Genomic DNA, 21,927 nt, shown 5'->3' on the forward strand with positions numbered 1-21,927 from the left:
GAACTACAACACTAAAACACAACAACACTTCCTCTAGAAAGTCTCGACTTTATACTCCTTCTGCAAGGCCGTCAATTTCTCTTTCAGTTCCGCGATACGGCTTGCTTGCGATGGATCTCCTATCAGATTTTTCATCTCTCCGGGATCGCTTTCCAAATCGTAGAGCTCCCAGCTATCAATATCCTCATAGAAATGAATCAGCTTATAGCGATCTGTCCGAATGCCATAATGCTTCTTCGTGCCATGCTCATTTGGGAATTCATAGTAATGGTAGTAAAGCGCCTCGCGTATATCCTCCTCTTTCTTTTGAAGTAAAGCTTTGAGGGAAATGCCTTGCATATCTCCGGGGATTTCAACCCCTGCAAAGTCAAGCATAGTCGGCGCATAATCGATGTTTTGCACCAACTCCTCAATCTCTCCAGCCTGGAAACCTTTGGGATATCTCATTAGCAAGGGAGTCCGGAAGGACTCTTCATACATAAAGCGCTTGTCAAACCAACCATGTTCGCCCATATAAAAGCCTTGATCAGAGGTATAAATCACAAGTGTATTTTCGCTCAGGCCCTTTTCATCAAGATAATCCAATAGACGACCCACATTATTATCTACCGATTGGACACATTTGAGGTAGTCCTGCATGTAGCGTTGGTATTTCCAAAGAGCCAGTTCTTCCCCTACTCTCTTTTTAGCCAGAAAATCCTTGATAATCGGATCATAATATTCATTCCAGGCTGTTTTCTGGGCTTCATTCATGCGACCGTACATACGCTCGTAGGCTTTGCGGTATTTGGTCTTAAGTACTCCTCCCTCATCCAGCATTTTCAAATCGTAAACCAAATCCATATCCCGATCGATTCCCATCACATGCGCAGCGGCAGCTTCTCTTCCTTCATAGTCATCAAAGTAATTGTCAGGTACTTCAAATTCGACTCCTTCAAATTCATCCAGCAATGAGGTATCAGGCATCCAGATCCGATGGGTTGCTTTGTGGTGGACGAATAGGGCAAAGGGTTTTTCCTGATCTCTTCCATCCAGCCAGGAAAGGGCTTTATCCGTAATCACATCGGTTACATATCCTTCCGATCTTTTCCGTTCTCCATTTTCGATAAAGTCGGTATTGTAATAATTGCCCTGACCAATCAGCACCTCATAATGGTCGAAGCCCGTAGGTTTTGAACGCAGATGCCATTTTCCGGTGATGGCTGTCTGATAATCAGCCGCTTGCAGCAACTTAGGCAAAGTAACTTGAGAGCTGTCAAAGCGAGTACCATTGTCAAGATGTCCATTGGTATGGCTGTGTTTACCCGTCAGCATAACGGCTCTACTGGGCGCACAAATAGAATTGCTTACAAAGCTGTTTCGAAAGATGATTCCCTCTTTGCCGATCCGGTCCAAATTTGGGGTTTGGATAAAACGATCATCATAGGCACTCAAGCTTTGATATGAGTGGTCATCCGTCATGATGAAGAGAATATTGGGTTTTTGATGTTCTTTTGCAGCAGTAGTTTCCTCTTTCTGACAGGAAAATATACTAAGCAAGATAAGACAACTTATAGCGTGTAGTGGTTTCATAATTTCAGGATCGGGTTCCGACTTTATTGACTAATTCGCCAATACCGTCAATCTTAATATAGATCATATCTCCTTCTTGCAAGGTGAAAGTTTCATCAGGAACCAGGCAGGTTCCTGTCATCAGGAAACAACCTTTGGGGAAATTGCATTCGCGAAATAAATAACCCACCAATTCCGTATGACTTCTTTTCATCATACTTATCTGGACCTCGTCTTTATACATGCTTTCGCCAGCCCTGATTATTTCCATTTGTATCAGCGTATCTGGCGAAATGGGATGTTCCGTAATATATAAACAGGGACCCAGGCCTGCACATCTTTCATAGGTTTTGGCTTGAGGCAGGTAGAGCGGATTTTCTCCTTCGATGCTCCTCGAACTCATATCATTTCCGATGGTATATCCCTCTATGCTTCCATGGGAATTGCAAAAGAGAGTAAGCTCCGGCTCAGGCACATCCCAGCTCGAATCCCGTCGAATATTTACCACATCTCCTGAACCAACCGTCCGGGCTGCAGTAGCCTTAAAAAATATCTCAGGTCTTTCGGCTTCATACACGCGATCATAAAAATCACCTCCTCCGGCTTCTTCTGCTTCCCGCATTCGCTCCTGTTTACTTCTCAAATAGGTAACGCCCGCTGCCCATACTTCCTGCCCTCCTATGGGTGGCTCTTTGCCCAATTTTGGTTTTTCATCCAACTCTTCCCAATTCTGCACATCGGATGAAAGGAAAGCAAAAAGTCCTTTGCGGTTTATCAATTGATCCCAATCCATATCCGATCGGCGATACCAATTGCCCTCTTTTTCAAGAATGGCAGCTTCTTCGTGTTTATATAGTCTCATTGTATAAAGGAGATAAATCCAGGGTGTCTTTCATTTGTGTTTGAAGATCCATAAGCTCCAGAAACATATTAGCGGTACGTTCATGGTAAACCGGATTACTTGCGAGATCCGTAATTTCTTTAGGGTCTTCCTTGATATCAAACAGTTTGATTTTTTTTGCTTTGGGATAAACCACCAATTTAAATCCATCCTTTCTGATCATTCTTTGTAAGTCTCGGTAAGCTCCATAGACCGCATCCAAATGACCCTCTTTTTGAGTGCCTTTCGCCATCCCTAGCAAACTTTGGAAATAAACGTATTCGGGTTTTTCGATTCCGGCAACTTCTAATCCCGTTGCCATTAAATCCTGTAGGTAGACATCTTCAGAAATTTTGCTTCCCGCAGGAATCTCAGGCCCTGCTATCATCAATGGAACCCGCACACTATGGTCGTACATGTTTTGCTTTCCGATCAGTCCGTGGTTCCCTACAGAAAGTCCATGATCGGCAGAAAAGAAGATATAGGTATTGTCCATTTTACCAGAAGCTTCAAGCGCATCCAATATCTTCCCCACTTGTTCATCCAGATGAGTGATAATTGCATAGTATTCCTGGATATGGGTTTTGACAGCATATTTTGTTCGGGGGAAAGGCGCTAAAGCTTCATCCCGTAATCCCGGACTACAACCGATGCTATCCTTCTCAGGATAGAGAGGCATAAAACTATCGGGGACTTTGATCTTATCGAGGGGATATTTATCAACAAAGGATTGGGGAGCCTGTCGCGGATCATGTGGGGCATTAAAAGCCAGGTACATAAAGAATGGATTTTCCTTCTTAGCAGCTGCCTGTATATAATCCAGTCCATCGTCTTTTAAAACTTCACTCCAGTGTTTACCTCCTTGCCAAAATCCTCCAAAACTGGTATCAGCCGGAGACCAACTCTTATCATTTTCATCATTAGGGCGATGGTAACCTACCGGCATCAGCGCCTTCAAATCAAGATCATTTCCGTTTTTCTCTGTCAGCACCTTCCCTTCATTTCTTCGGAAAGCTGGCCAGCTATCTCTGGGCATGCCGGGTCTTATATGGCGTGCCTCATCAAATACATAATCTGCGGGTGCAACTATATGCCATTTGCCGGACATATAGGTATCATATCCATTTCGAGCCATAATACGTCCCCAGGTTTGGGACATTACCACAGAATCCTTTTTGCGAAAGCCTTGTTCTACTTCCCAGGCAGGCCATAGAGATCTTCCAGACATGAGCATGGTTCGGGAAGCCGCACAAATTGCTCCATGCCATCCACCCATATTATAGGCATGCGTAAAAGTAGCTCCTCTGGCAGCAATTCGGTCCAGGTTGGGCGTTTCTATGGTGGAATTTCCGAGGGCTCTTACTGCTTCGTAGCTTAAATCATCCGCAAAAAGAAAGAGAATATTGGGTGCTCCTTTTTCCACCTCTTGCCCGGCTTCACAAGAGAAAAGGAGGGCCAATAGTGATATAGCTAGTAGTTTTTTCATGTATAAAGAAATTGAGGAAAGTATTCAAGGGAAATTAAGCAGGATGCTGGGCATGTTTCTGAGCCTGTATACTGTAGTAGTAAATGATAGCGAAGCATAAAAGTGGAACAATGTAAGAGAGATTTATACTATCCCATCCATCTGAAACCTGTCCCATGACCATTGGTAGCAAAGCGCCTCCCAGGATCGCCATGATCAAACCAGAACCACCAATCTTGCGATCTTCTCCTAATCCTTCTGATGCAAGACCAAAAATGGTTGGGAACATCAAGGACATACAGCCGGAAATGCCGATCAAACATACAACACCTACGCCCCCTCCGGCAAACATTACTCCCGCAGATAAGAGAATCGCTGCAATCGAGCAGTATCCCAATAATTTCGAAGGACTAATCCTCTCCATCAACCAGGTAAAGACAAAGCGTGAGAGAGTAAAGAGTACCAAAGCAGCTATATAATAGCTGGAAGAATCTTCTTCATTAAGCGAAAGTTCTTGCATGACATAGCGAATGGTAAAGGACCAGACGCAAATTTGAGCTCCCACATAAAAAAACTGAGCGATAACTCCCCATACATAATTACGATTTTTCAATAAGCGCCTGAACGTTGGGCCGAAATCAAGCCTTTTATCCGAATCACTGGCCACAGGCATTTTAGTCGCCATAAAATAGAGCGCTAACAGGATCAGAAAAACTGCCAATCCCACATAGGGACCCATAACTGCTGAAAGTTCTTCTGCCTGAACTGCTTCCAATTGTTCTGTGCCCATGGCTGCCCGTTCCGTTTCTGAAAACTCCTGCAGATTGGATAAAATGAAGTATTTACTCAAAATCACCCCAGTAATTGAGCCCAGTGGGTTGAAAGACTGTGCGAGGTTCAAGCGTCGGGTTCCGCTTGCCGGATCACCCATAGCAATGATGTAGGGATTGGCGGTAGTCTCCAAAATGGAAAGCCCACCGGCCAGCACAAAAAGGGCAATCAAAAAGTGCCCATAAACCATACTTTGACTAGCAGGATAAAAGAGAAGTGCTCCGGCGGCAAACAAACTTAACCCCAAAATTACTCCCGTTTTATAGGAATATTTTTTGATAAAGATGGCTGCAGGAATCGCCAGACAAAAGTATGATCCATAGAAGGCGACCTGTATCCAGGAGGTTTGAAAATCAGTCATTGACATGATTTTCTTAAAGGCAGCCAATAAGGTATCCGTCATATTGTTGGCCAGCCCCCAAAGAAAGAAGAGGGAAGTAACCAAAATAAAGGGCACCAAAAACTGTTTTGTAATAGTTTTATTCATTGTAGTAGTTTATAGCAAATCCGTTAAGGGTCCTTCAGCACAGATAGCGCACGATCCAAATGCGCATAGCCTCCATCCACAAATATGTGTTGTCCAGTGATGTGCGATGATCGCGATGATAATAAAAATAAGGCAGTATCTGCAATTTCTTCTGCTTTTGTCATGCGATTTCCCAAAGGTATCCGACTTTCTATTTCCGCAACCTTCTTTTCAGGCTCATCAAAGCTATTAATCCATCTTTTGTACATAGCCGTCATGACTTCGGCCGGAACAATGCTATTCACCCGGATACCATACTTCAATAATTCAACGGCCCACTCTCGTGTCAATGCCAGTTGTGCTCCTTTTGCTGCAGCATATGGAGAAGTTCCCCCTTGGCCGGTAAAAGCAGTTTTCGAACTTAAATTGAGGATAACGCCTTTGTTTTTTTTCAATTCGGCCAGGCAGTAGTGAGCCATGAAATAATAGTGATGAAGATTGTTCTCCAGAGATTTCATCCATTTTTCAGGGCTTCCCTCTTCTAAACTGATTCCATCATTTCCTCCCGCATTATTCACCAGCCCATCAATTCTCCCATAGATGTTCAGACATCTATCTACGACCGCTTTACAACTTTCTCCACTCCCCAGATTTTGGAACATAAAATGAGCCTTTCCCTCCTTGCTTTCTATCTCCTCAAGCAATCCCTTAGCAGCCTCCTCTGCCCTACCGGCAATGAAACTTATTCCGCCTTCAAGCGCAATCGCCTTTGCAATTGCCCTGCCTATTCCTTCTGCGCCTCCGGTAATGATGAAGACCTTATTTTTTATCCCGAGATCCATATCAAAGTTTGTAATAGCTTATCGCATTTCCTCCAAATATCTTTGCTTTATCCTCATCTGTATATCCCTGAAAATAGTGATCAACTATGCCTTTTGTTTCTCCATAGCTTTCGCTCCCCAGCAAACAAACCGGCCAATCGGAACCAAACATGATGCGATCAATTCCAAATGAGTCCACAATCACATCTAGAAAAGGAAGAAAATCTTCGTATTTCCACTGCTTCCAATCTGCTTCCGTCACCATACCCGAAATTTTGCAATAGAGATGTTCATACTGAGCGAGTTCCTGAATGCCTGCTTCCCAATTTTTTGTTGGCCCTGCATTCATCATAGGCTTGGCTATATGGTCCAAAACGAAGGCCTGGGAATCAAAATACTCAAGGAATTTGAGAGTAGAAGGAAGTTGTTTTTCAAATATCAGGATATCATAGCTATAGCCATATTCAAAGCATTTCTTTACCCCTCTGATAAATGAATTCTGAAGCATAAACTGATCATCCGGCTCATCCTGCAATACATGTCGAAATCCCTTCATTTTAGGGAAAGTCTTATATCTTTCCAGTTCTTCTTCAACTTTTTCCGAACGAAGATCCACCCAACCTACGAGCCCTTTTATGAAATCATGTTTCTCTGCCAATCCAATCAGGTAGTCATTTTCCTCCAGACTTTGCCGCGCCTGAACACTGACACAAGCATCTATTCCTTGCTCATCCAGGAGGGTTTGCAAGTCTTCTGGCCCAAAGGATTTTCTGATTTCTGGCATCTCATGAGAGATCCAGCCATATTCAGTTGGGCTGTAATTCCAGAAGTGTTGGTGAGAATCTACGCGCATGAGCCGGGCATTTATAAAACCAATATAATTAAGTCCCGAGAAAGTTGAGGATTTAATTGAAAAGCTTGTAGAAATCGATGCCAGCTAATTAGCTTTAGTTATGAAACTCCTTTCCCACTTCGAGTTTGAACATGTAAAGGGATACAAAATGGGATCCAGCATTTTTGGAAAACCCAAAATGATGGTCCATTCATTTTTTGTAGATGGCTTACTTATCGATACCGGACATAGCAATATGAGGAAGGAGTTTATGGAAGCGATTTCCAGCTTTGACATAGCGCAGGTTTTTATCACCCATCATCATGAAGATCATTCGGGAAATATCGATCCTGTTCAAAAGAAATTGAAGCTGCCTGTTTATGCGCATAGTCTGTGTGTAGAAACCATGAAGAGTCCTCCCTCAATTAGCCCTGCTCAGTGGTTGAGCTGGGGTCCCAGAAATGCCAATCACAACTTAATCGCTAAAGATGAGGAGATAGAAACGGAGAAATACCATTTTGATATCATTCCTATCCCCGGACATGCGCATGATATGGTGGCATTACATGAGAAAAATGAAGGATGGCTTTTTTCTGCTGACCTCTTTGTCAGTACCTATATCCGCTTCTTTATGCGAGCAGAAAGCATGAAAGGACAAATTGCGTCCATCAAAAAAATTCTCGCTCTTGATTTCGACCGCCTGTTTTGTTGCCACAATCCACAAATGGAAGGTGGGAAGGACAAGCTCAGAAGCAAACTCGCTTTTTTTGAAGATTTCTATGGAACAGTTGCTGAACTTTATAAAAAATCCTATTCCGTAGTAGCTATTCAAAAAGAGATGAAGGTGAAGCCTATGCATACGGTTGCTATCTTATCATTGGGTAATCTTTCCGCAAAGAATATGATCCGATCAGTGATCAGAGACCTTGATAAGGTCGATTAGTTCTACACAATTCCCTGCCTATCCATTTTAATATCTCGAAATTAAATCCTAAGTTTCTAAGGACTTAAGGTCAAAACTACTATTATCAAACTTGTTCTTAACAGGATCTGTATGACTATCACTACTCACAGACTATCAGGTATCGCCCTCATGGGCTCACTTTTATGCTTGAGCTTTCTGCTTTATACCTGCTCCCCTACCAAAACAAAATGGCCGGATAATTCCCCTAGAAAAATTGAGGTATTATTCCTTGGCCACGACTCAGAACATCACAATTCTGAGGCCTATATGCCGATCCTGGCCTCAGCCCTAGCCAATAAGGGGATCAATTTCACCTATACAGAAAGCCCTGAATCTCTCAAGGATGACTTTCTGGCAGATTTTGATGCCCTCATGATTTATGCCAATCATGATGAAATCAGCAAGAGTCAGGAAAAAGCTTTGCTGAGTTTTGTTGCTGAAGGGAAAGGCCTTTTGCCCATCCATTGTGCTTCCTATTGTTTTAGAAATTCCGATGAATATGTGGAATTGGTGGGAGCTCAATTCAAGGATCATGGAACAGGGGTTTTTAGATCAGATATCATTGAAGATCAAAAAGATCATCCGGTTTTGGCCGGATTTGAGGGCTTTGAAAGTTGGGACGAAACCTATGTGCATAGCCAGCATAATGAAGATCGTACGTTGTTGATGGAAAGAAAAGAAGGAGATCATACAGAAGCCTGGACCTGGGTGAGAAATTATAAGAAAGGCCGTGTATTTTATACTGCTTCCGGACATGATGAAAGGACTTGGTTAGAACCGCAGTTTCATAAATTGATGAAAAATGCCATCGTCTGGTCCGTTGGGGAGAGGGTACAGAATCTATGGAAACAATTGCCCTCATTTCCCACCCATACTTATACGGAGGCAGTCATTCCCAATTATGAAAAACGCGATCCTGCCCCTATGCTTCAAGCGCCCCTATCGGCTGAAGAGTCTCAAAAACTCATGCAAATTCCTCCTGGATTCGAATTGGAATTATTTGCCCAGGAGCCAGACATTATCAATCCTATTTCTATGGCCTGGGACGAAAGAGGCAGATTATGGGTGATTGAAACCGTTGATTATCCCAATACGGTTCGGGATGAGGACGGCATTGGAGATGACAGAATCAAAATCGTAGAAGATACAGATGGAGATGGAAAAGCGGATAAATTCACGGTTTTTGCTGACAAACTCAATATCCCTACCAGCCTGGTTTTTGCCAATGATGGTGTTATTGTTTCTCAGGCTCCTCATTTTCTTTTCCTCAAGGATACAGATGGAGATGACAAGGCGGATATACGGGAAGAAATCATTACAGGATGGGGAACCTTCGATACCCATGCTGGGCCTTCCAACCTTGCCTATGGCCACGACAATATGATCTGGGGATCGGTAGGCTATTCAGGCTTTAAAGGCAGTATAAATGGGGCTCAATATCAATTTGGACAAGGCTTCTATCGCTTTCGTCCGGATGTCTCCCATTTTGAATATATGACACGCACGACCAACAACACCTGGGGCTTGGGATTTACCGAAGACTTTCAGGTATTTGGTTCGACCGCGAATAATACACATAGCGTATATATGGCCATTCCTGACCGCTACTATGAAGGGGTAAAAGGAATGCCCCGCTTTGGCAGTAAGAAGATTGACGGCCATTATTCTTTTCATCCCATAACTGATAAGGTCCGACAGGTAGATGTTTTTGGAGGATTTACAGCAGCTGCAGGTTTTAATCTATATACAGCTCGCAACTATCCCGAGGAGTACTGGAACAAAGTCGGTTTTGTATGCGCTCCTACCGGTAGACTGGTTCATAAAGCTGTACTCTCTCCGGATGGAGCAGGATATACTGAAACAGATGGCTGGAACATGGTCGCAAGCAATGACAATTGGTTTGGGCCGGTAGATGCAGAGGTGGGTCCTGACGGAGATTTATGGGTATTGGATTGGTACAATTTCATTATCCAGCATAATCCTACCCCTACAGGTTTTGAAAACGGCAAAGGAAATGCTCATATCAATCCCTTGAGAGATAAACTGCATGGAAGGATTTATCGACTGAAATACAAAGGGGCACCCACTTACACACCTTTACATCTGAGTAAAGATGACCCCAATGCTCTGATTGCAGCGCTTTCTCATGATAATATGTTCTGGCGGGTAACAGCTCAGCGTTTGTTAGTTGAAAGAGGAGAAAAGGATGTGGTTTCAGATTTGATATCGCTTGGCAAGTCTGCCAGGAAAGATGCCATTGGATTAAAACCAGCTTTGCATCATGCACTATGGACCCTTCATGGATTGGGGGAAATGAATGGATCTAATGAGGAAGCTTTGGATTTGGCGAAAGCTGCTTTGCAAGATGAAGTTCCTGCCATTCGAAGGACAGCCCTCATGGTCCTTCCCAGAATTTCTGAAGGCAATGACGCAATTTTCGCAGCGAATATGCTCGAAGATACAGATTTGAATGTGAGGCTGAATACCGTACTAGCCATGGCGGATATGCCTGCTTCAGAAGAATTGGGAAGCAAACTATATGAGCTAAGCAAAAAGGAAGAATGGGTCAATGATCTTTGGTTATCTCGTGCCCTTTATTGTGCAGCAGTAAAGCATCAGAATGGTTTTTGGCAAGCCTATAAAAATGATCCGAACGCTGGAGGAGAAAAAGTCATAGACGAAAAAGAGATCGATTGGATCAATACAACAGATTTTGCTGACTGGCAAAAAGTTGAGCTCCCCAATATGATGGCCCAGATGGATAGAGGATATTGGGATGGGATACTTTGGTTTAAACGAAATATAGAAGTCTCCTCGGAAGATGCTGGCAAAGCTGCTATGCTCCATTTAGGCCCAATTTATGATTCTGATTCAGCCTATGTAAATGGAAAATGGATAGGAGGAATCCGAAGTGGATATAATACGCCCCGTTCTTATAAAATACCGAGAGGTCTTCTTAGAGAAGGGGCAAATACCATTACGGTTAAACTATGGGATTATGGCGGAAGTGGTGGTTTCAGAGGCCTGGAGCAGGATATGAAGGTAGAAATTGACGGGATAATCAGTTCGATAGCTGGAGAATGGTTTGTTGAAGCAGAAGAAGAATTTCTCAATGCCCATTCGAAGTTATTTGGCCCCGAAAAATCCATGGCCGAGTTCTTTGGTGAGTTTTATGGAGAAAATAGTTCGGATATGATGGCGACCAAAGTAGAAGCCGATGTGGTGCTAGAATTAGGAGTTGTAATCAATGAGATGAAATATGATCAATCCGAATTGGTAGTAGAAGCCGGGCAAAGCGTTGAAATTGTATTTAATAATACCGATTTCATGCAGCACAATTTACTGATCTTGAATCCGGGTAGTCTGGAAGAAGTAGGTGCTGCTGCCGATCTCCTGGCAACTGAGCAAGATGCCGCAGAGAGAAATTATGTGCCGGATTCCCAAAACATCCTCTACTCTACTGCTTTGGTCAATCCGAATTCCAGTGTAAGTTTGAGATTTACTGCTCCGGATAAGCCGGGAGAATATCCTTTTGTTTGTACCTTCCCGGGACACTGGAGGCAGATGAATGGAATTCTAAAAGTCGTACCCAAGAAAAGCGTTTAGATAAATGGTAACATTTGCAGCCAGCACCTGGCTTTGGACCTCGCCCTTTCAAAAAGACAGCCTTCATTTATTGGAGAAAGTCAAGCATATGGGCTTTGATGCAGTAGAAATTCCGGTCGAGTATCCAGAATTGATCGATGTATCAGGGACTAAAAAAGTTCTGGATGATTTGGATTTGGACGTTGTCGTATGTGGAGCTTTTGGGCCGAGTAGGGATTTGACGAATGAAGATTCCAAAATTCATGAGACTTGTTTTCAGTATATCCGCGAATGTTTTGACATTTGCAATGCCTGGGGAGCAGGTTTTTTGGTTGGGCCGATGTATGCAGCAGTAGGGAAAGCCCGCATGTTGAGTCCGGAGGATCGAAAAAAAGAATGGGAATTGGCGGTGAAAAATCTGGGCAAGGTCTGCGAAATGGCAGGTGCAGAAGGATTATCCATTGCCATAGAACCTTTGAACCGTTTCGAAACGGATTTGGTGAATACAGCAGAGGATGTGATGCGGCTTGTCAAAGACATCAATCATCCTTCAGCCAAAGTAATCCTGGATAGTTTTCATATGACGATAGAGGAAAGGAATCTGAAAACAGCTTTTGAAACAGTAGGAGAAAAGCTGATACATGTACAGGTATCCGAAAATTACCGAGGGACACCTGGCACAGGATTGACTCCCTGGAATGAGCTCAAAGCAGGCATAGATAGCATCGGATATGAAGGCGTAGTCTCCATCGAAAGCTTCACTCCAGAATTGAAAGAATTGGCCGGAGCTGTCTGTTTTTGGAAGCCTATGGCCGAAAGCCAGGACGCTTTTGCCACGAATGGATTGGCATTTTTGAAAGATTTATTTGCTAAATAAATTAATGTTAGAATCAAAATAGGCGCGTTGGGGATGGAACGAAAATGTAGCGGATGGAAATGCGGGATAGCCTTGGTTTTTTCGTTCCGATTTTGTGCAACTTTTCTAAAAAGTTGCGAAAAAAGCTCAATTATTAAGCGTAAAATAAATAGAAAACTTTGAACTAGAATACATGGAAAAGAAACAATGGAAGGTCGCAATCATCGGCCTTGGCTTCGGTGCCGAATTTATCCCCATTTACCAAAAGCACCCTTCAGCCAATATGTATGCGATCTGCCAACGAACCGAAAGCAAACTCAATGAAATCGGCGATACTTTTGGAATAGAGAAGCGCTATACCAGTTATGAAGAGCTGCTCAAAGATCCTGAAATCGACATGGTTCATATCAATACGCCGATTCCCGATCATGCCCCTCAATCTATTGCAGCCCTGGAAGCCGGCAAACATGTAGCTTGTACGGTTCCTATGGCAACCAGCGTAGAAGATTGCAAAAAGATTGTGGAACTCACCCAAAAAACCGGCCTCACCTATATGATGATGGAAACGGTAGTATATAGTCGGGAGTTTTTGTTTGTAAAGGAAATGTATGAGAAAGGAGAAATGGGCAAGCTCCAATTCCTCCGAGCCTCTCACCAACAGGAAATGGCCGGATGGCCTGGCTATTGGGAAGGACTGCCTCCCATGTACTATGCGACGCATTGTGTTGGTCCGGTATTGGCTTTGCCGGGCAAACAGGCGGAGAAAGTTTCCTGTATAGGTTCCGGTAGAATTGATGAAGAACTCATCAAAGTTTACGGTTCTCCTTTTGCCATCGAATCCTGCCATATCCAAATGAAGGATTCAGATTTGGGCGCAGAGATTACTCGATCCCTCTTTAACACTGCTCGCCAATATCGGGAGAGTTTTGATGTATATGGATCGAAAAAGTCTTTTGAGTGGACGCTCATTGAGCATGAGCCTTCTGTCATTCATACAGGAGAAAGCCCTGAGTTGGTTAAAATTCCGGACTATGCTCACCTTCTTCCCAAGGAAATTCAGCATTTCACCACAGGTGGAGTCTATGATGATGATGACAATCAGCATTTGTCTTTCATCCAAGGCGCGGGACATGGGGGATCGCATCCTCATTTGGTTCATGAATTTCTAGATGCCCTGGATAATAAAAGAGATCCCTATCCCAATGCAGTTGAATCAGCCAATATTACCTGTGTAGGAATTTTGGCACATGAATCAGCTATGCAGGGAGGTAAAACCCTGGATATGCCGGCTTTCACCTTGAAATAATATTATTTGAAAAAATAATCTTGTAAAGCGGGGCAGATTTCAATCTGCCCCGCTTTCATTTATTCCAATTCAAATACCTTCATCTTTGCATCCTCGATCAATTGCCTGAACTCCGGGAGTGCCCGATTGACCAGGTCCATATAGCGAATATCAAATGCTCGGTATTGATTTTTCAAATCCGCCCATCTTTCCAATTCGCCGCCTGAAGGACGGGCATTCTGGCCGATGATCACTCGATAGAGACGGATGATATGATTGGTGAATAGTCTCGGATAGTTAATCTCATCCTGGCTAACTTCTACCTTACGTTGGTAGATCATATCTTCAAGATCCAGTAGATTTTTTCTTAATTGAGTTGCTGCAGTTTTAATCTCGGGACTCGCCTTATTTTCCTTGCCCTCTTCTAACAGTAAATCTAGCTGTTTCCGCAGCTTGCGCATTTGACGGATACGATTTTGCGATTGATTGATCACAGCTTTTACTTCTTCTGCCAAAGAGAAATTGGCTTTCAAATCTTCATCCGAAACTTCCCAGCGCGGATCTTTTTTAATCCGAAAACTCTGCTCCTGAATATCTCCTCCAAAATCGATACGAACCGTATAATTTCCTGTTGCTGCTCTCTGACCGGAGCCCGGATAGCGCATATCCATCATCACCAAATCCTCCAAAAGTTCAGGAGCCGGATAAAGGAGGTTCCAGGACCAGCTATTCATTCCTTTGCTAATCTTCCAGGGCTCCTTTTCATCTTTGTTAGAAAGTTTTTTGATGCTTCTCCCCTCTTCATCCCAAATTTCCAGGGTATAGGCTTTATTGGTATCCTGCTCCGTGAGATAGAAATGTATTTCAGCCCTGTAAGGCGCTGCATCCGGTGCAGTATTTCCCCTAAAGCCTCCTAAATTACTTCTATACGTATCCGAGATCTCCAATAAGTGATCCTTATTTCCGGAATCAAAGTTGGCCAATTGATAGATGGGGGAAAGATCATCCATGATCCAGAATCCTCTCCCTTGGGTACTTATGATGAGATCATTTTGATAAATCTCCATATCGGTGATGGGTGTATGAGGAAGGTTTTGCTGAAAGGATTGCCAACTTCTTCCTTCGTCAAATGAGAGGTACATACCAAATTCGGTACCCGCATATAGCAGGCCTTTTTCTTTGGGATCCTCACAAACAACCCGGACAAAATGATCAGCTGGAATGCCATTAGTTCCATCCGTCAGCAGTTGCCAATTCATGCCGTGATTATCGGTCTGGAAGATATAAGGCTTGAAGTCACCATCTCTATATCTGTAAACCGCTATGAAAGCCCTTCCATCTGCATGGGGAGAAAGTTCGATGCTATTGATAGTACCTTCTTCAGGCATAGAGGGAGGGGTAATATCATTCCAGCTTTCTCCTCCATCCGTTGTGATATGCAATTTTCCATCATCGCTGCCCGCCCAAAGCGTATTGGGGTCCGTGGGAGATTCTTCGAAGGCAAAAATGCTACTGTATACTTCCACTCCCGTTGCATCATGTTGAATAGGACCTCCGGGGATGTCCTGATAGGCATCAATGTCCTGGGTCAGGTCGGGACTGATGATCTCCCAGCTTTGGCCTTCATTATTGGATTTGTGAACGTAGTTTGATGTATGATAAATGACTGTAGGGTCATGCTTAGAAATGCGAATGGGGAAATTCCACTGCCAGCGATACTTGAGGTTTCTTTGCTCGGTTCCTTCTGTATAATGCGGATAGGCACCTACATCCCTTCTTTCATTGGTTTTGAGATTTACTCGCGTAATGATCCCACTATAAGTCGTTGCATAAATGATGTTAGGATCATTGGGATGAACAGTTATATCCGCACTTTCGCCCCCGCCTACACTCAACCAGGCCTGTTTGGGATCAAGTCCACCAGAAGTACGGCTTGGGACTGAGATAGTTGTATTGTCCTGCTGACCTGCATAAAGGCGATAAGGGAATTGATTGTCAATCGTGAGCCGATAAAATTCAGAAGTAGGTTGATTATTCTGGGTGGACCATGTTTTACCAGCATTCAAGCTAATCGTTGCTCCTCCATCATTGCTATTGATCATGATGTTGGGATCATTGGGATTGATCCAAAGGTCATGTGTATCCCCATGTGGAACGCGATAGCGATGGCTGAAATTTTCCCCTCCATCTATGGATTTAAAGAAATTTACATTGGTAACGTAAACGGTATTTTCGTCTTTTGGATCTGCAAAGATTCGGCTATAGTACCAGCCCCTCTGACGCAGATTATGATCTCTATTTATTCGACTAAAACTTTTTCCTCCATCATCCGAACGATATACTCCTGCCGCTTCTTCTTTGGCTGCTTGTTGGATGACCCAGATTCTATTGTGGTTTACGGGTGAAATGGCAATCCCGATTTTACCGATCAGTCCTGTCGGCAATCCATTTTCAATCTTCTTCCAGCTATCTCCCCCATCTACTGATTTGTATAAACCACCTGTCATTCCTCCATCAATCAGGGTCCAGGGCTTTCTTTCCACTCTCCACATACCTGCATAAAGCACCTCAGGATTGACGGGATCCATCGCAATATCCACCGCACCTGTTGTATCGTTCAGGAATAGGACCTGTTCCCAGTTTTCCCCTCCATCTGTACTTCTATAAACCCCTCTTTCTTTATTGGGCCTAAACACATTTCCCAAAGCAGCTACATAGACCAAGTCAGGATTTTGGGGATGAATAATCACATCTCCAATTTGCCCGCACTCCTTCAGCCCCATATGTTTCCAGCTTTTTCCTTCATCCAAAGACTTATAAATGCCTATTCCTGCAGAGACATTTCCACGAGGACTATCAGAACCCGTACCTACAAAAATGGTAGAGGGTACCGAAGAAGAAACTGCAATAGAACCGATAGAACCACATGCGATTTGGCCATCTGATAAATTGGTCCAGTTTTGTCCGGCATCAGTAGTTTTCCAAACTCCTCCGCCAGTACTTCCCATATAGAAGGTATAGGGTTTAGCGGGAACTCCAGAGACGGCTGTCGAACGTCCCCCGCGATAGGGGCCGACAAATCTGTACTCCATTTTTGAGAGAAAAGAATCAACTCGCGTAGAGGATTCAGCTTGCTGGCCATAGGTAGGGAAATAGCCCAACAGGCAAATAGAAAGGAATAGGTAGGATAGTAGTTTCATAGATTTCGATCTTCTAGGCCGAAATTAGCTAATTTTAGGAGAATTAATGATGCCCTGGCCCAAGAGTTTGGAAGCTCAACACATTTCAGCCTATAGAAAAATAGCAAATGCAGGAATATTGGCATAATGTTGAAATTGCTGTATTTTGCTGAGGTATTGCTCAACGCAAAGGACTACTACTATAAAACCTTTGCGCGGATAAGAAACATCAAATGGAAAAATCTACGCAAGGCCATGCGAAAATACATGCGGAGCTGAGCCGGGATATGGGTCTAAGTACGATCCTGGCAATTGGAGTGGGAACGATGATCGCGGCAGGAATATTTACCCTCTCTGGATTGGCTATACGCAATGTGGGATCAGCAGCCATCCTTTCCTTTTTTCTGGCAGCTATTGTTGCCGTTTTTACAGCTCTAACTTATTGTGAATTTGTATCCATATACCCCAATTCGGGAGAAGGATATTTATATGCAAGAAAAACCTATCCAGCTCCTCTCGCCTATTTTGTGGGCTGGGCCCTGGTTTTGGGATATTGTTCTTCCTGCGCTTTTTACATTGCCAGTCTTGCTTCTTATTTTAATGAATTTATCTGGCATCCACCGATAGAGACCCTATTCGGACTTATTTGTCTGGCGATTCTCACCTTACTAAATATAAAAGGGACAGAGGAAAGCGGGCGATTCCAGATCATCGTCACCGTGGGCAAAGTCTTGCTGCTTTTGTGGTTTGTATTTGGAGGATTGAGTGAAGTAAGTGTAGACAGGTTTATCGAGAAATTCAGTACAGATATTGTTGATATCAGTGGGACTGCAGCATTGGTATTTATCACCTTTTTTGGGTTTTCGGCGATTGCGGCTACTGCGGGAGAAGTAAAGAATCCTGTCAAGAATATCCCCAAAGCTATATTCCTGTCTATGGGCATCGTGACAGCTTTATATGTATTAGTGGTTTTAGTAGTGGAAGTGGCAGATTTGGAGGAATATACAGAAGCCGCAATGGGAATTGCTGCGAAAAAGTACCTGGGTGAGATTGGAGGAACAGTAATTGTTTTAGGGGGAATTTTCTCCATGGTTTCAGCCTCAAATGCCTCTATTATGGCAGGTTCGCGAGTAACCATGGCCATGAGTCAATTGGGACATTTTCCCAGTGCATTTGGAGCAATCAGTTCGAGGACCAAAACGCCCATTGTTGCGGTGATGTTGGTAGGAGGAACCATCATGATATTTGCCATCAGTCTATCCCTGGAAGATCTCACTCATTTCGCCAATATTGTCTTATTGCTGGTTTTGACCCTGGTAAATGCAGCCCTGATTATTCACCGGAAAAAATACCCGGATATAGAGCGTCCCTTCAAAGTCCCCTTGGTACCCCTGATCCCTATTTTAGGGATTTTCGCCAATCTTTATCTTCTCTACCAGAATGTCCAGCATCTTGCACCTTCCATGATGGCTTTAGCTAGCTTGATGTTAGGATTTTTAGGCTTCCTGGCATGGAAAGGAAGTCAGGCAGAAGAAGAGGCCATAGAAGGTGAACCTTCCAAGGTAGCTATGGGACGTTATGCAACTAAAGAAGCCAAATTTAGAATACTGGTTCCCCTTTCCAATCCACGAACGGTTGAACCCCTTATAGATTTAGCCGCAGGAATAGGAAAAGACCGAGAAGCCGAAATTGTAGCTTTACGGGTAGCACTTATCCCGGATCAAGCCATCCCCGATGATGAGGAAGTATATGTACAGAAGGAGCAAGCGATACTTGATTTGGCACACAAAACTGCCCATAGCTATAACATGCCTATTACCTCCTTACTCAGGATAGGACATAATGCAGCCAGAGCCATTTTGGAAACAGCCAGAGAACAACATTGTGATCTCATTTTGATGGGATGGAAAGGCTATAGTACCAAAGCCCAGATGATGTTGGGAGAAGTTACTGAAGCGGTCATCAATAATGCAAAAACAGACATCATGCTGGTAAAGCTGTCTGGAAAACGCGATTTGAAAAAATTCCTTCTTCCAAGTGCTGGAGGACAGCATGCCAAGCTGGCGAGTTCCTATGTGGCTTCCATCGTGAAAGAGTCAGGAGGATCTCTAACCCTGGGAGGAGTTGTTTCACCCGGCTCGGATACAGATGAAATCAGTGAAAGACTGGGGGCTTCGATAGCCGAGATCATGGATAAAGATCAGATCAATCTGGATACCATGATTATTGAGCATAATGATGTTGCAGAAGGAATTATTGGAGCTGCTGAGGATTATGATGCTGTGGTTGTAGGTGCTGCCGGAGCGGGTTATTTCCAGCAAATCCTGTTTGGAAGTATTCCGGAAACCATTGCAAAAGGAACAGATAAGACGGTAATTCTGGTCAAACAATACGATCGGGTCAAGTCTCTGATAGAAAGGATCATGGGCTAATTGAGGAAATCCCTCGGAATCCGTATCTTTTCATTGGAAAGCATTTAACTTTCCTCACTACATGCTACGAACTACTACATATTTCTTCCTGCTTTGGCTGGTAATTGGGCTTGCCTGTAGTCCAGCTGAACAAAAGGTTTATACATTTCGCATTGGTCATGTGGCCAATGAAGACCATACCTGGCATCAATCCTTCCTCTACTTAAAGAAAATTCTCCATGAACGGACAAATGGTCGAATTAAAGTAGAAGTCTATCCCGCAGAGCAATTGGGCAAAGAGATAGAGGTCATCAGAAGTATACAGGCGGGCATCGTGGAAATGACTGTAACTGCTGGCACCTTACAGAACTGGACAGAAATGGCCGGATTTTGTGAGACGCCCTTTCTGCTAAAGGATTCCACCCATTTACATAGAGTCGCAGATGGCCCTATCGGCAAAAGAATAGAGGCCGACATCCTGGAACATACCGCAATGCGCCCCCTTGCCTATTTTGAGAGAGGTGCCAGACATCTTACCTCCAATCGCCCCATTCGCCATCCTGATGAATTGAAAGGAATAATCCTCCGAACCCCCAATGTTCCTTCTTATATCACGGCCTGGGAAGCCTTGGGAGCCAAACCAACCCCTATGGCTTTTTCCGAAGTATTTACCTCTCTGCAACAGGGAACCATCGAAGCGCAGGAAAATCCATTTGCCATGATCCGAAGTGCCAGTTTCGCGGAAGTTCAGGATTATCTCAATTTGACCGGCCATTTGATCAGTTGGGTGTATATCGTAGTAGGAGAAAAGCAGTTTCAGGCCTTACCTGATGATCTTCAGCAAGAGTTCTCCCAGGCAGCCAAAGATATGCAAGCTTATGAGCATAGCATGTTTCTGAGAAACGAAGAGATGATCAAAGCAGAGTTGAAAGAGAAAGGCATGGAATTCATAGAAGTTGATAAGCAAGCGTTCAGCGGAGGAAGCTCCAAAGCCCTTTACGAAAGACTTTCTCCCGAAATGCAAAAGATTTATAAAGAAATAGAAGCCCTGAGTCCATGAAAAGAACCAACAAAATCATAGGTAAAATCCTGAAATACGGGACTCTGCTTAGCACTTTTGCCTTGATAGGGACTGTATTGCTCCAGATTTTTGCACGCTTCTTTTTAGAAAGTGCTCCATCCTGGACAGAGGAAGCCTCGCGCTTTCTCTTCATCTATGCTATAAGTTTCGCCGCAGGTCTTGCGATGAAGCAAAACTACTATGTCCACCTTGATCTGATCTTTAACAAACTTTCACTCAAAGGTCAAAAGTGGTTGGAATTCCTCATATCGGCTTTGATTGTTTTGCTCTTTGGCATTTTTACCTTCTATGCCATTCAGTTTATCCAATTGGGCCATGCCGAAAAGTCTCCCAGCATGGCCATTCGCATGTCTTTTGCCTTCGGGAGTATGTTTATTATGGGAGCCTCCATCACCTATTTTGCCTGGATTGAAACCCAAAAAGCCTTAAAGAACCTACGCGCATGATACTTGCTCTGATTCTCGTATTCATCATCTGCCTGATTCTCCGCTTTCCTATTGCTTTTTCGCTAGGGCTGGCTTGTTTGGTTTATGTATTGATGAAAGGTCTGCCTTTACTCATCGTCCCCTTAAAGATGTATTCGGGTATAGATGTTTTTGTCCTCCTTAGTATTCCCGGCTTTATTCTAGCGGGAAATCTGATGAATCATGGAGGTTTGACCGAAAAAATCATCCACTTCTGCAATCATTTATTAGGGCACATTCGAGGGGGTCTGGCTTTGGCTAATATTGGAGCTTCTATGCTTTTTGCAGGAATTTCCGGAACCGCTGTAGCTGATACGGCCAGTATAGGTTCTGTGATGATCCCAGCCATGAAGAAAGAAGGATATAAAGTAGATTTTGCCTGTGCCGTTACGGCTTCTTCTTCCACAGTCGGTCCCATCATTCCTCCCAGTGTTCCCATGATTATAGCAGCCACCTTAAGTGGCCTTTCAGTTGGGCGTCTTTTCCTGGCAGGAGCTATACCAGGATTTATGCTGGGAATTGGGTTGATGCTGGTTGCTTATATTATTTCTGTAAAGGAAAATTATCCCAAACTGCAAAGAAGCACCCTCAAACAAATTGGAAAAGGCTTTATCGATACCTTTTGGGCCTTGTTGATGACCTTCATAATCTTATTTGGGATCATTGGAGGAGTATTCACCCCTACAGAAGCTTCGATCATTGCCGTGGTATATGCCCTCTTGGTTGGGGCCTTTGTCTATCGAAAACTTACCCTTAGGAATATTCCAGTGATTATCCTTGATTCGATGAAGACCTCCGCTTCCCTCATGGTCCTGGTCGGCTTTGCCAATCTTTTTGGATGGATACTCATTACCGAACGCTTACCCCAGGCAATTTCTGAAGGCATTCTGGACTTCACGCAAAATAAATACCTGGTTCTCCTCCTGATCAATTTACTGCTCATTTTTGTGGGAACCTTTATGGAGACCATTGCAGCTTTATTAATCCTCTTTCCCATTCTACTGAAGGTAGCGGTAACGGTTGGGGTAGATCCTATCCAATTTGCTGTGATTGCTGTATTAAATCTCATGATCGGTCTTACAACTCCTCCAGTGGGTGTTTGTCTTTTTGTTTCCTCTAGCATTGGAAAAATCTCCATTGGAGAGGTCAGCAGAGCTGGATTTCCCTTCTTCTTACTCAGTTTGGGGGTACTTGCTTTGGTAACCCTCATTCCGGAACTCTCATTATTCCTCCCGGGACTGTTTTTGGATTAGGAG

Annotated in this window: 15 protein-coding genes; 8 read left to right on the forward strand and 7 right to left on the reverse strand. The window is 43.7% G+C overall.

Annotation, left to right across the window (positions count from 1 at the left end):
- Positions 1–33: 33 nt before the first annotated feature.
- From R8P61_36290 to R8P61_36315, 6 genes are read right to left on the reverse strand one after another with little or no spacing between them, the layout of a single operon-like run.
- Positions 34–1,572 carry a sulfatase gene (locus R8P61_36290; protein MDW3652594.1) on the reverse strand — a complete coding sequence of 513 codons (1,539 nt, stop codon included), beginning with the start codon at positions 1,570–1,572 and terminating at the stop codon, positions 34–36.
- Positions 1,573–1,576: 4 nt separating this feature from the next.
- The gene (locus tag R8P61_36295; protein ID MDW3652595.1) at positions 1,577–2,413 is read right to left on the reverse strand and encodes a fumarylacetoacetate hydrolase family protein; all 837 of its coding nucleotides are present in this window, start codon (positions 2,411–2,413) and stop codon (positions 1,577–1,579) included.
- On the reverse strand, positions 2,400–3,917 hold the full coding sequence (locus R8P61_36300; protein MDW3652596.1) for a sulfatase-like hydrolase/transferase: 1,518 nt from the start codon (positions 3,915–3,917) through the stop codon (positions 2,400–2,402). Before R8P61_36300 ends, R8P61_36295 begins: the two co-directional genes overlap by 14 nt.
- Positions 3,918–3,951: 34 nt before the next feature.
- Entirely contained in the window at positions 3,952–5,214 is a 1,263-nt protein-coding gene (gene fucP / locus R8P61_36305; protein ID MDW3652597.1) for an L-fucose:H+ symporter permease, read from the reverse strand.
- A 23-nt stretch (positions 5,215–5,237) separates the two neighbouring features.
- Positions 5,238–6,035 (reverse strand): SDR family oxidoreductase, encoded by a 798-nt coding sequence (locus R8P61_36310; protein MDW3652598.1) that lies wholly within the window; start codon positions 6,033–6,035, stop codon positions 5,238–5,240.
- A gap of 1 nt (position 6,036) precedes the next feature.
- The gene (locus tag R8P61_36315; GenBank protein ID MDW3652599.1) at positions 6,037–6,867 is read right to left on the reverse strand and encodes an amidohydrolase family protein; all 831 of its coding nucleotides are present in this window, start codon (positions 6,865–6,867) and stop codon (positions 6,037–6,039) included.
- A gap of 100 nt (positions 6,868–6,967) precedes the next feature.
- On the opposite strand from R8P61_36315, the gene R8P61_36320 reads away from it, so the two are divergent.
- From R8P61_36320 to R8P61_36335, 4 genes are all read left to right on the forward strand, one after another.
- The gene (locus R8P61_36320) at positions 6,968–7,789 is read left to right on the forward strand and encodes an MBL fold metallo-hydrolase (protein ID MDW3652600.1); all 822 of its coding nucleotides are present in this window, start codon (positions 6,968–6,970) and stop codon (positions 7,787–7,789) included.
- A 111-nt stretch (positions 7,790–7,900) separates the two neighbouring features.
- Positions 7,901–11,416 carry a ThuA domain-containing protein gene (locus R8P61_36325; GenBank protein MDW3652601.1) on the forward strand — a complete coding sequence of 1,172 codons (3,516 nt, stop codon included), beginning with the start codon at positions 7,901–7,903 and terminating at the stop codon, positions 11,414–11,416.
- Positions 11,417–11,420: 4 nt separating this feature from the next.
- Positions 11,421–12,272, forward strand: a complete 852-nt coding sequence (locus R8P61_36330) for a sugar phosphate isomerase/epimerase family protein (protein ID MDW3652602.1) — start codon at positions 11,421–11,423, stop codon at positions 12,270–12,272.
- A gap of 172 nt (positions 12,273–12,444) precedes the next feature.
- Positions 12,445–13,557 (forward strand): Gfo/Idh/MocA family oxidoreductase, encoded by a 1,113-nt coding sequence (locus tag R8P61_36335; protein ID MDW3652603.1) that lies wholly within the window; start codon positions 12,445–12,447, stop codon positions 13,555–13,557.
- Positions 13,558–13,616: 59 nt separating this feature from the next.
- On the opposite strand, the gene R8P61_36340 is transcribed toward R8P61_36335, so the two are convergent.
- Positions 13,617–16,736, reverse strand: a complete 3,120-nt coding sequence (locus tag R8P61_36340; protein MDW3652604.1) for a glycosyl hydrolase — start codon at positions 16,734–16,736, stop codon at positions 13,617–13,619.
- 212 nt (positions 16,737–16,948) lie between these two features.
- Between R8P61_36340 and R8P61_36345 the strand changes: the two genes are divergently transcribed.
- The 4 genes from R8P61_36345 (at position 16,949) to R8P61_36360 (ending at position 21,924) form a co-directional block, all read left to right on the forward strand.
- A complete protein-coding gene (locus R8P61_36345; GenBank protein ID MDW3652605.1) occupies positions 16,949–19,147 on the forward strand; it encodes an amino acid permease in 2,199 nt (732 codons plus the stop codon).
- A gap of 61 nt (positions 19,148–19,208) precedes the next feature.
- On the forward strand, positions 19,209–20,186 hold the full coding sequence (locus R8P61_36350) for a TRAP transporter substrate-binding protein (protein ID MDW3652606.1): 978 nt from the start codon (positions 19,209–19,211) through the stop codon (positions 20,184–20,186).
- On the forward strand, positions 20,183–20,653 hold the full coding sequence (locus R8P61_36355) for a TRAP transporter small permease (GenBank protein MDW3652607.1): 471 nt from the start codon (positions 20,183–20,185) through the stop codon (positions 20,651–20,653). Before R8P61_36350 ends, R8P61_36355 begins: the two co-directional genes overlap by 4 nt.
- Positions 20,650–21,924 carry a TRAP transporter large permease gene (locus tag R8P61_36360; GenBank protein MDW3652608.1) on the forward strand — a complete coding sequence of 425 codons (1,275 nt, stop codon included), beginning with the start codon at positions 20,650–20,652 and terminating at the stop codon, positions 21,922–21,924. The genes R8P61_36355 and R8P61_36360 overlap by 4 nt, the downstream gene beginning before the upstream one ends.
- Positions 21,925–21,927 lie beyond the last annotated feature (3 nt).

This window comes from Bacteroidia bacterium (assembly GCA_033391075.1).
In the GTDB taxonomy this organism is placed as follows: Bacteria; Bacteroidota; Bacteroidia; order J057; family J057; genus JAWPMV01.

Bases quoted from the DNA above. Each gene is read 5' to 3' on its own strand.
- R8P61_36290 (MDW3652594.1), bottom strand. From the start codon at position 1,572: ATGAAACCACTACACGCTATAAGTTGTCTTATCTTGCTTAGTATATTT.
- R8P61_36295 (MDW3652595.1), bottom strand. From the start codon at position 2,413: ATGAGACTATATAAACACGAAGAAGCTGCCATTCTTGAAAAAGAGGGC.
- R8P61_36300 (MDW3652596.1), bottom strand. From the start codon at position 3,917: ATGAAAAAACTACTAGCTATATCACTATTGGCCCTCCTTTTCTCTTGT.
- fucP (MDW3652597.1), bottom strand. From the start codon at position 5,214: ATGAATAAAACTATTACAAAACAGTTTTTGGTGCCCTTTATTTTGGTT.
- R8P61_36310 (MDW3652598.1), bottom strand. From the start codon at position 6,035: ATGGATCTCGGGATAAAAAATAAGGTCTTCATCATTACCGGAGGCGCA.
- R8P61_36315 (MDW3652599.1), bottom strand. From the start codon at position 6,867: ATGCGCGTAGATTCTCACCAACACTTCTGGAATTACAGCCCAACTGAA.
- R8P61_36320 (MDW3652600.1), top strand. From the start codon at position 6,968: ATGAAACTCCTTTCCCACTTCGAGTTTGAACATGTAAAGGGATACAAA.
- R8P61_36325 (MDW3652601.1), top strand. From the start codon at position 7,901: ATGACTATCACTACTCACAGACTATCAGGTATCGCCCTCATGGGCTCA.
- R8P61_36330 (MDW3652602.1), top strand. From the start codon at position 11,421: ATGGTAACATTTGCAGCCAGCACCTGGCTTTGGACCTCGCCCTTTCAA.
- R8P61_36335 (MDW3652603.1), top strand. From the start codon at position 12,445: ATGGAAAAGAAACAATGGAAGGTCGCAATCATCGGCCTTGGCTTCGGT.
- R8P61_36340 (MDW3652604.1), bottom strand. From the start codon at position 16,736: ATGAAACTACTATCCTACCTATTCCTTTCTATTTGCCTGTTGGGCTAT.
- R8P61_36345 (MDW3652605.1), top strand. From the start codon at position 16,949: ATGGAAAAATCTACGCAAGGCCATGCGAAAATACATGCGGAGCTGAGC.
- R8P61_36350 (MDW3652606.1), top strand. From the start codon at position 19,209: ATGCTACGAACTACTACATATTTCTTCCTGCTTTGGCTGGTAATTGGG.
- R8P61_36355 (MDW3652607.1), top strand. From the start codon at position 20,183: ATGAAAAGAACCAACAAAATCATAGGTAAAATCCTGAAATACGGGACT.
- R8P61_36360 (MDW3652608.1), top strand. From the start codon at position 20,650: ATGATACTTGCTCTGATTCTCGTATTCATCATCTGCCTGATTCTCCGC.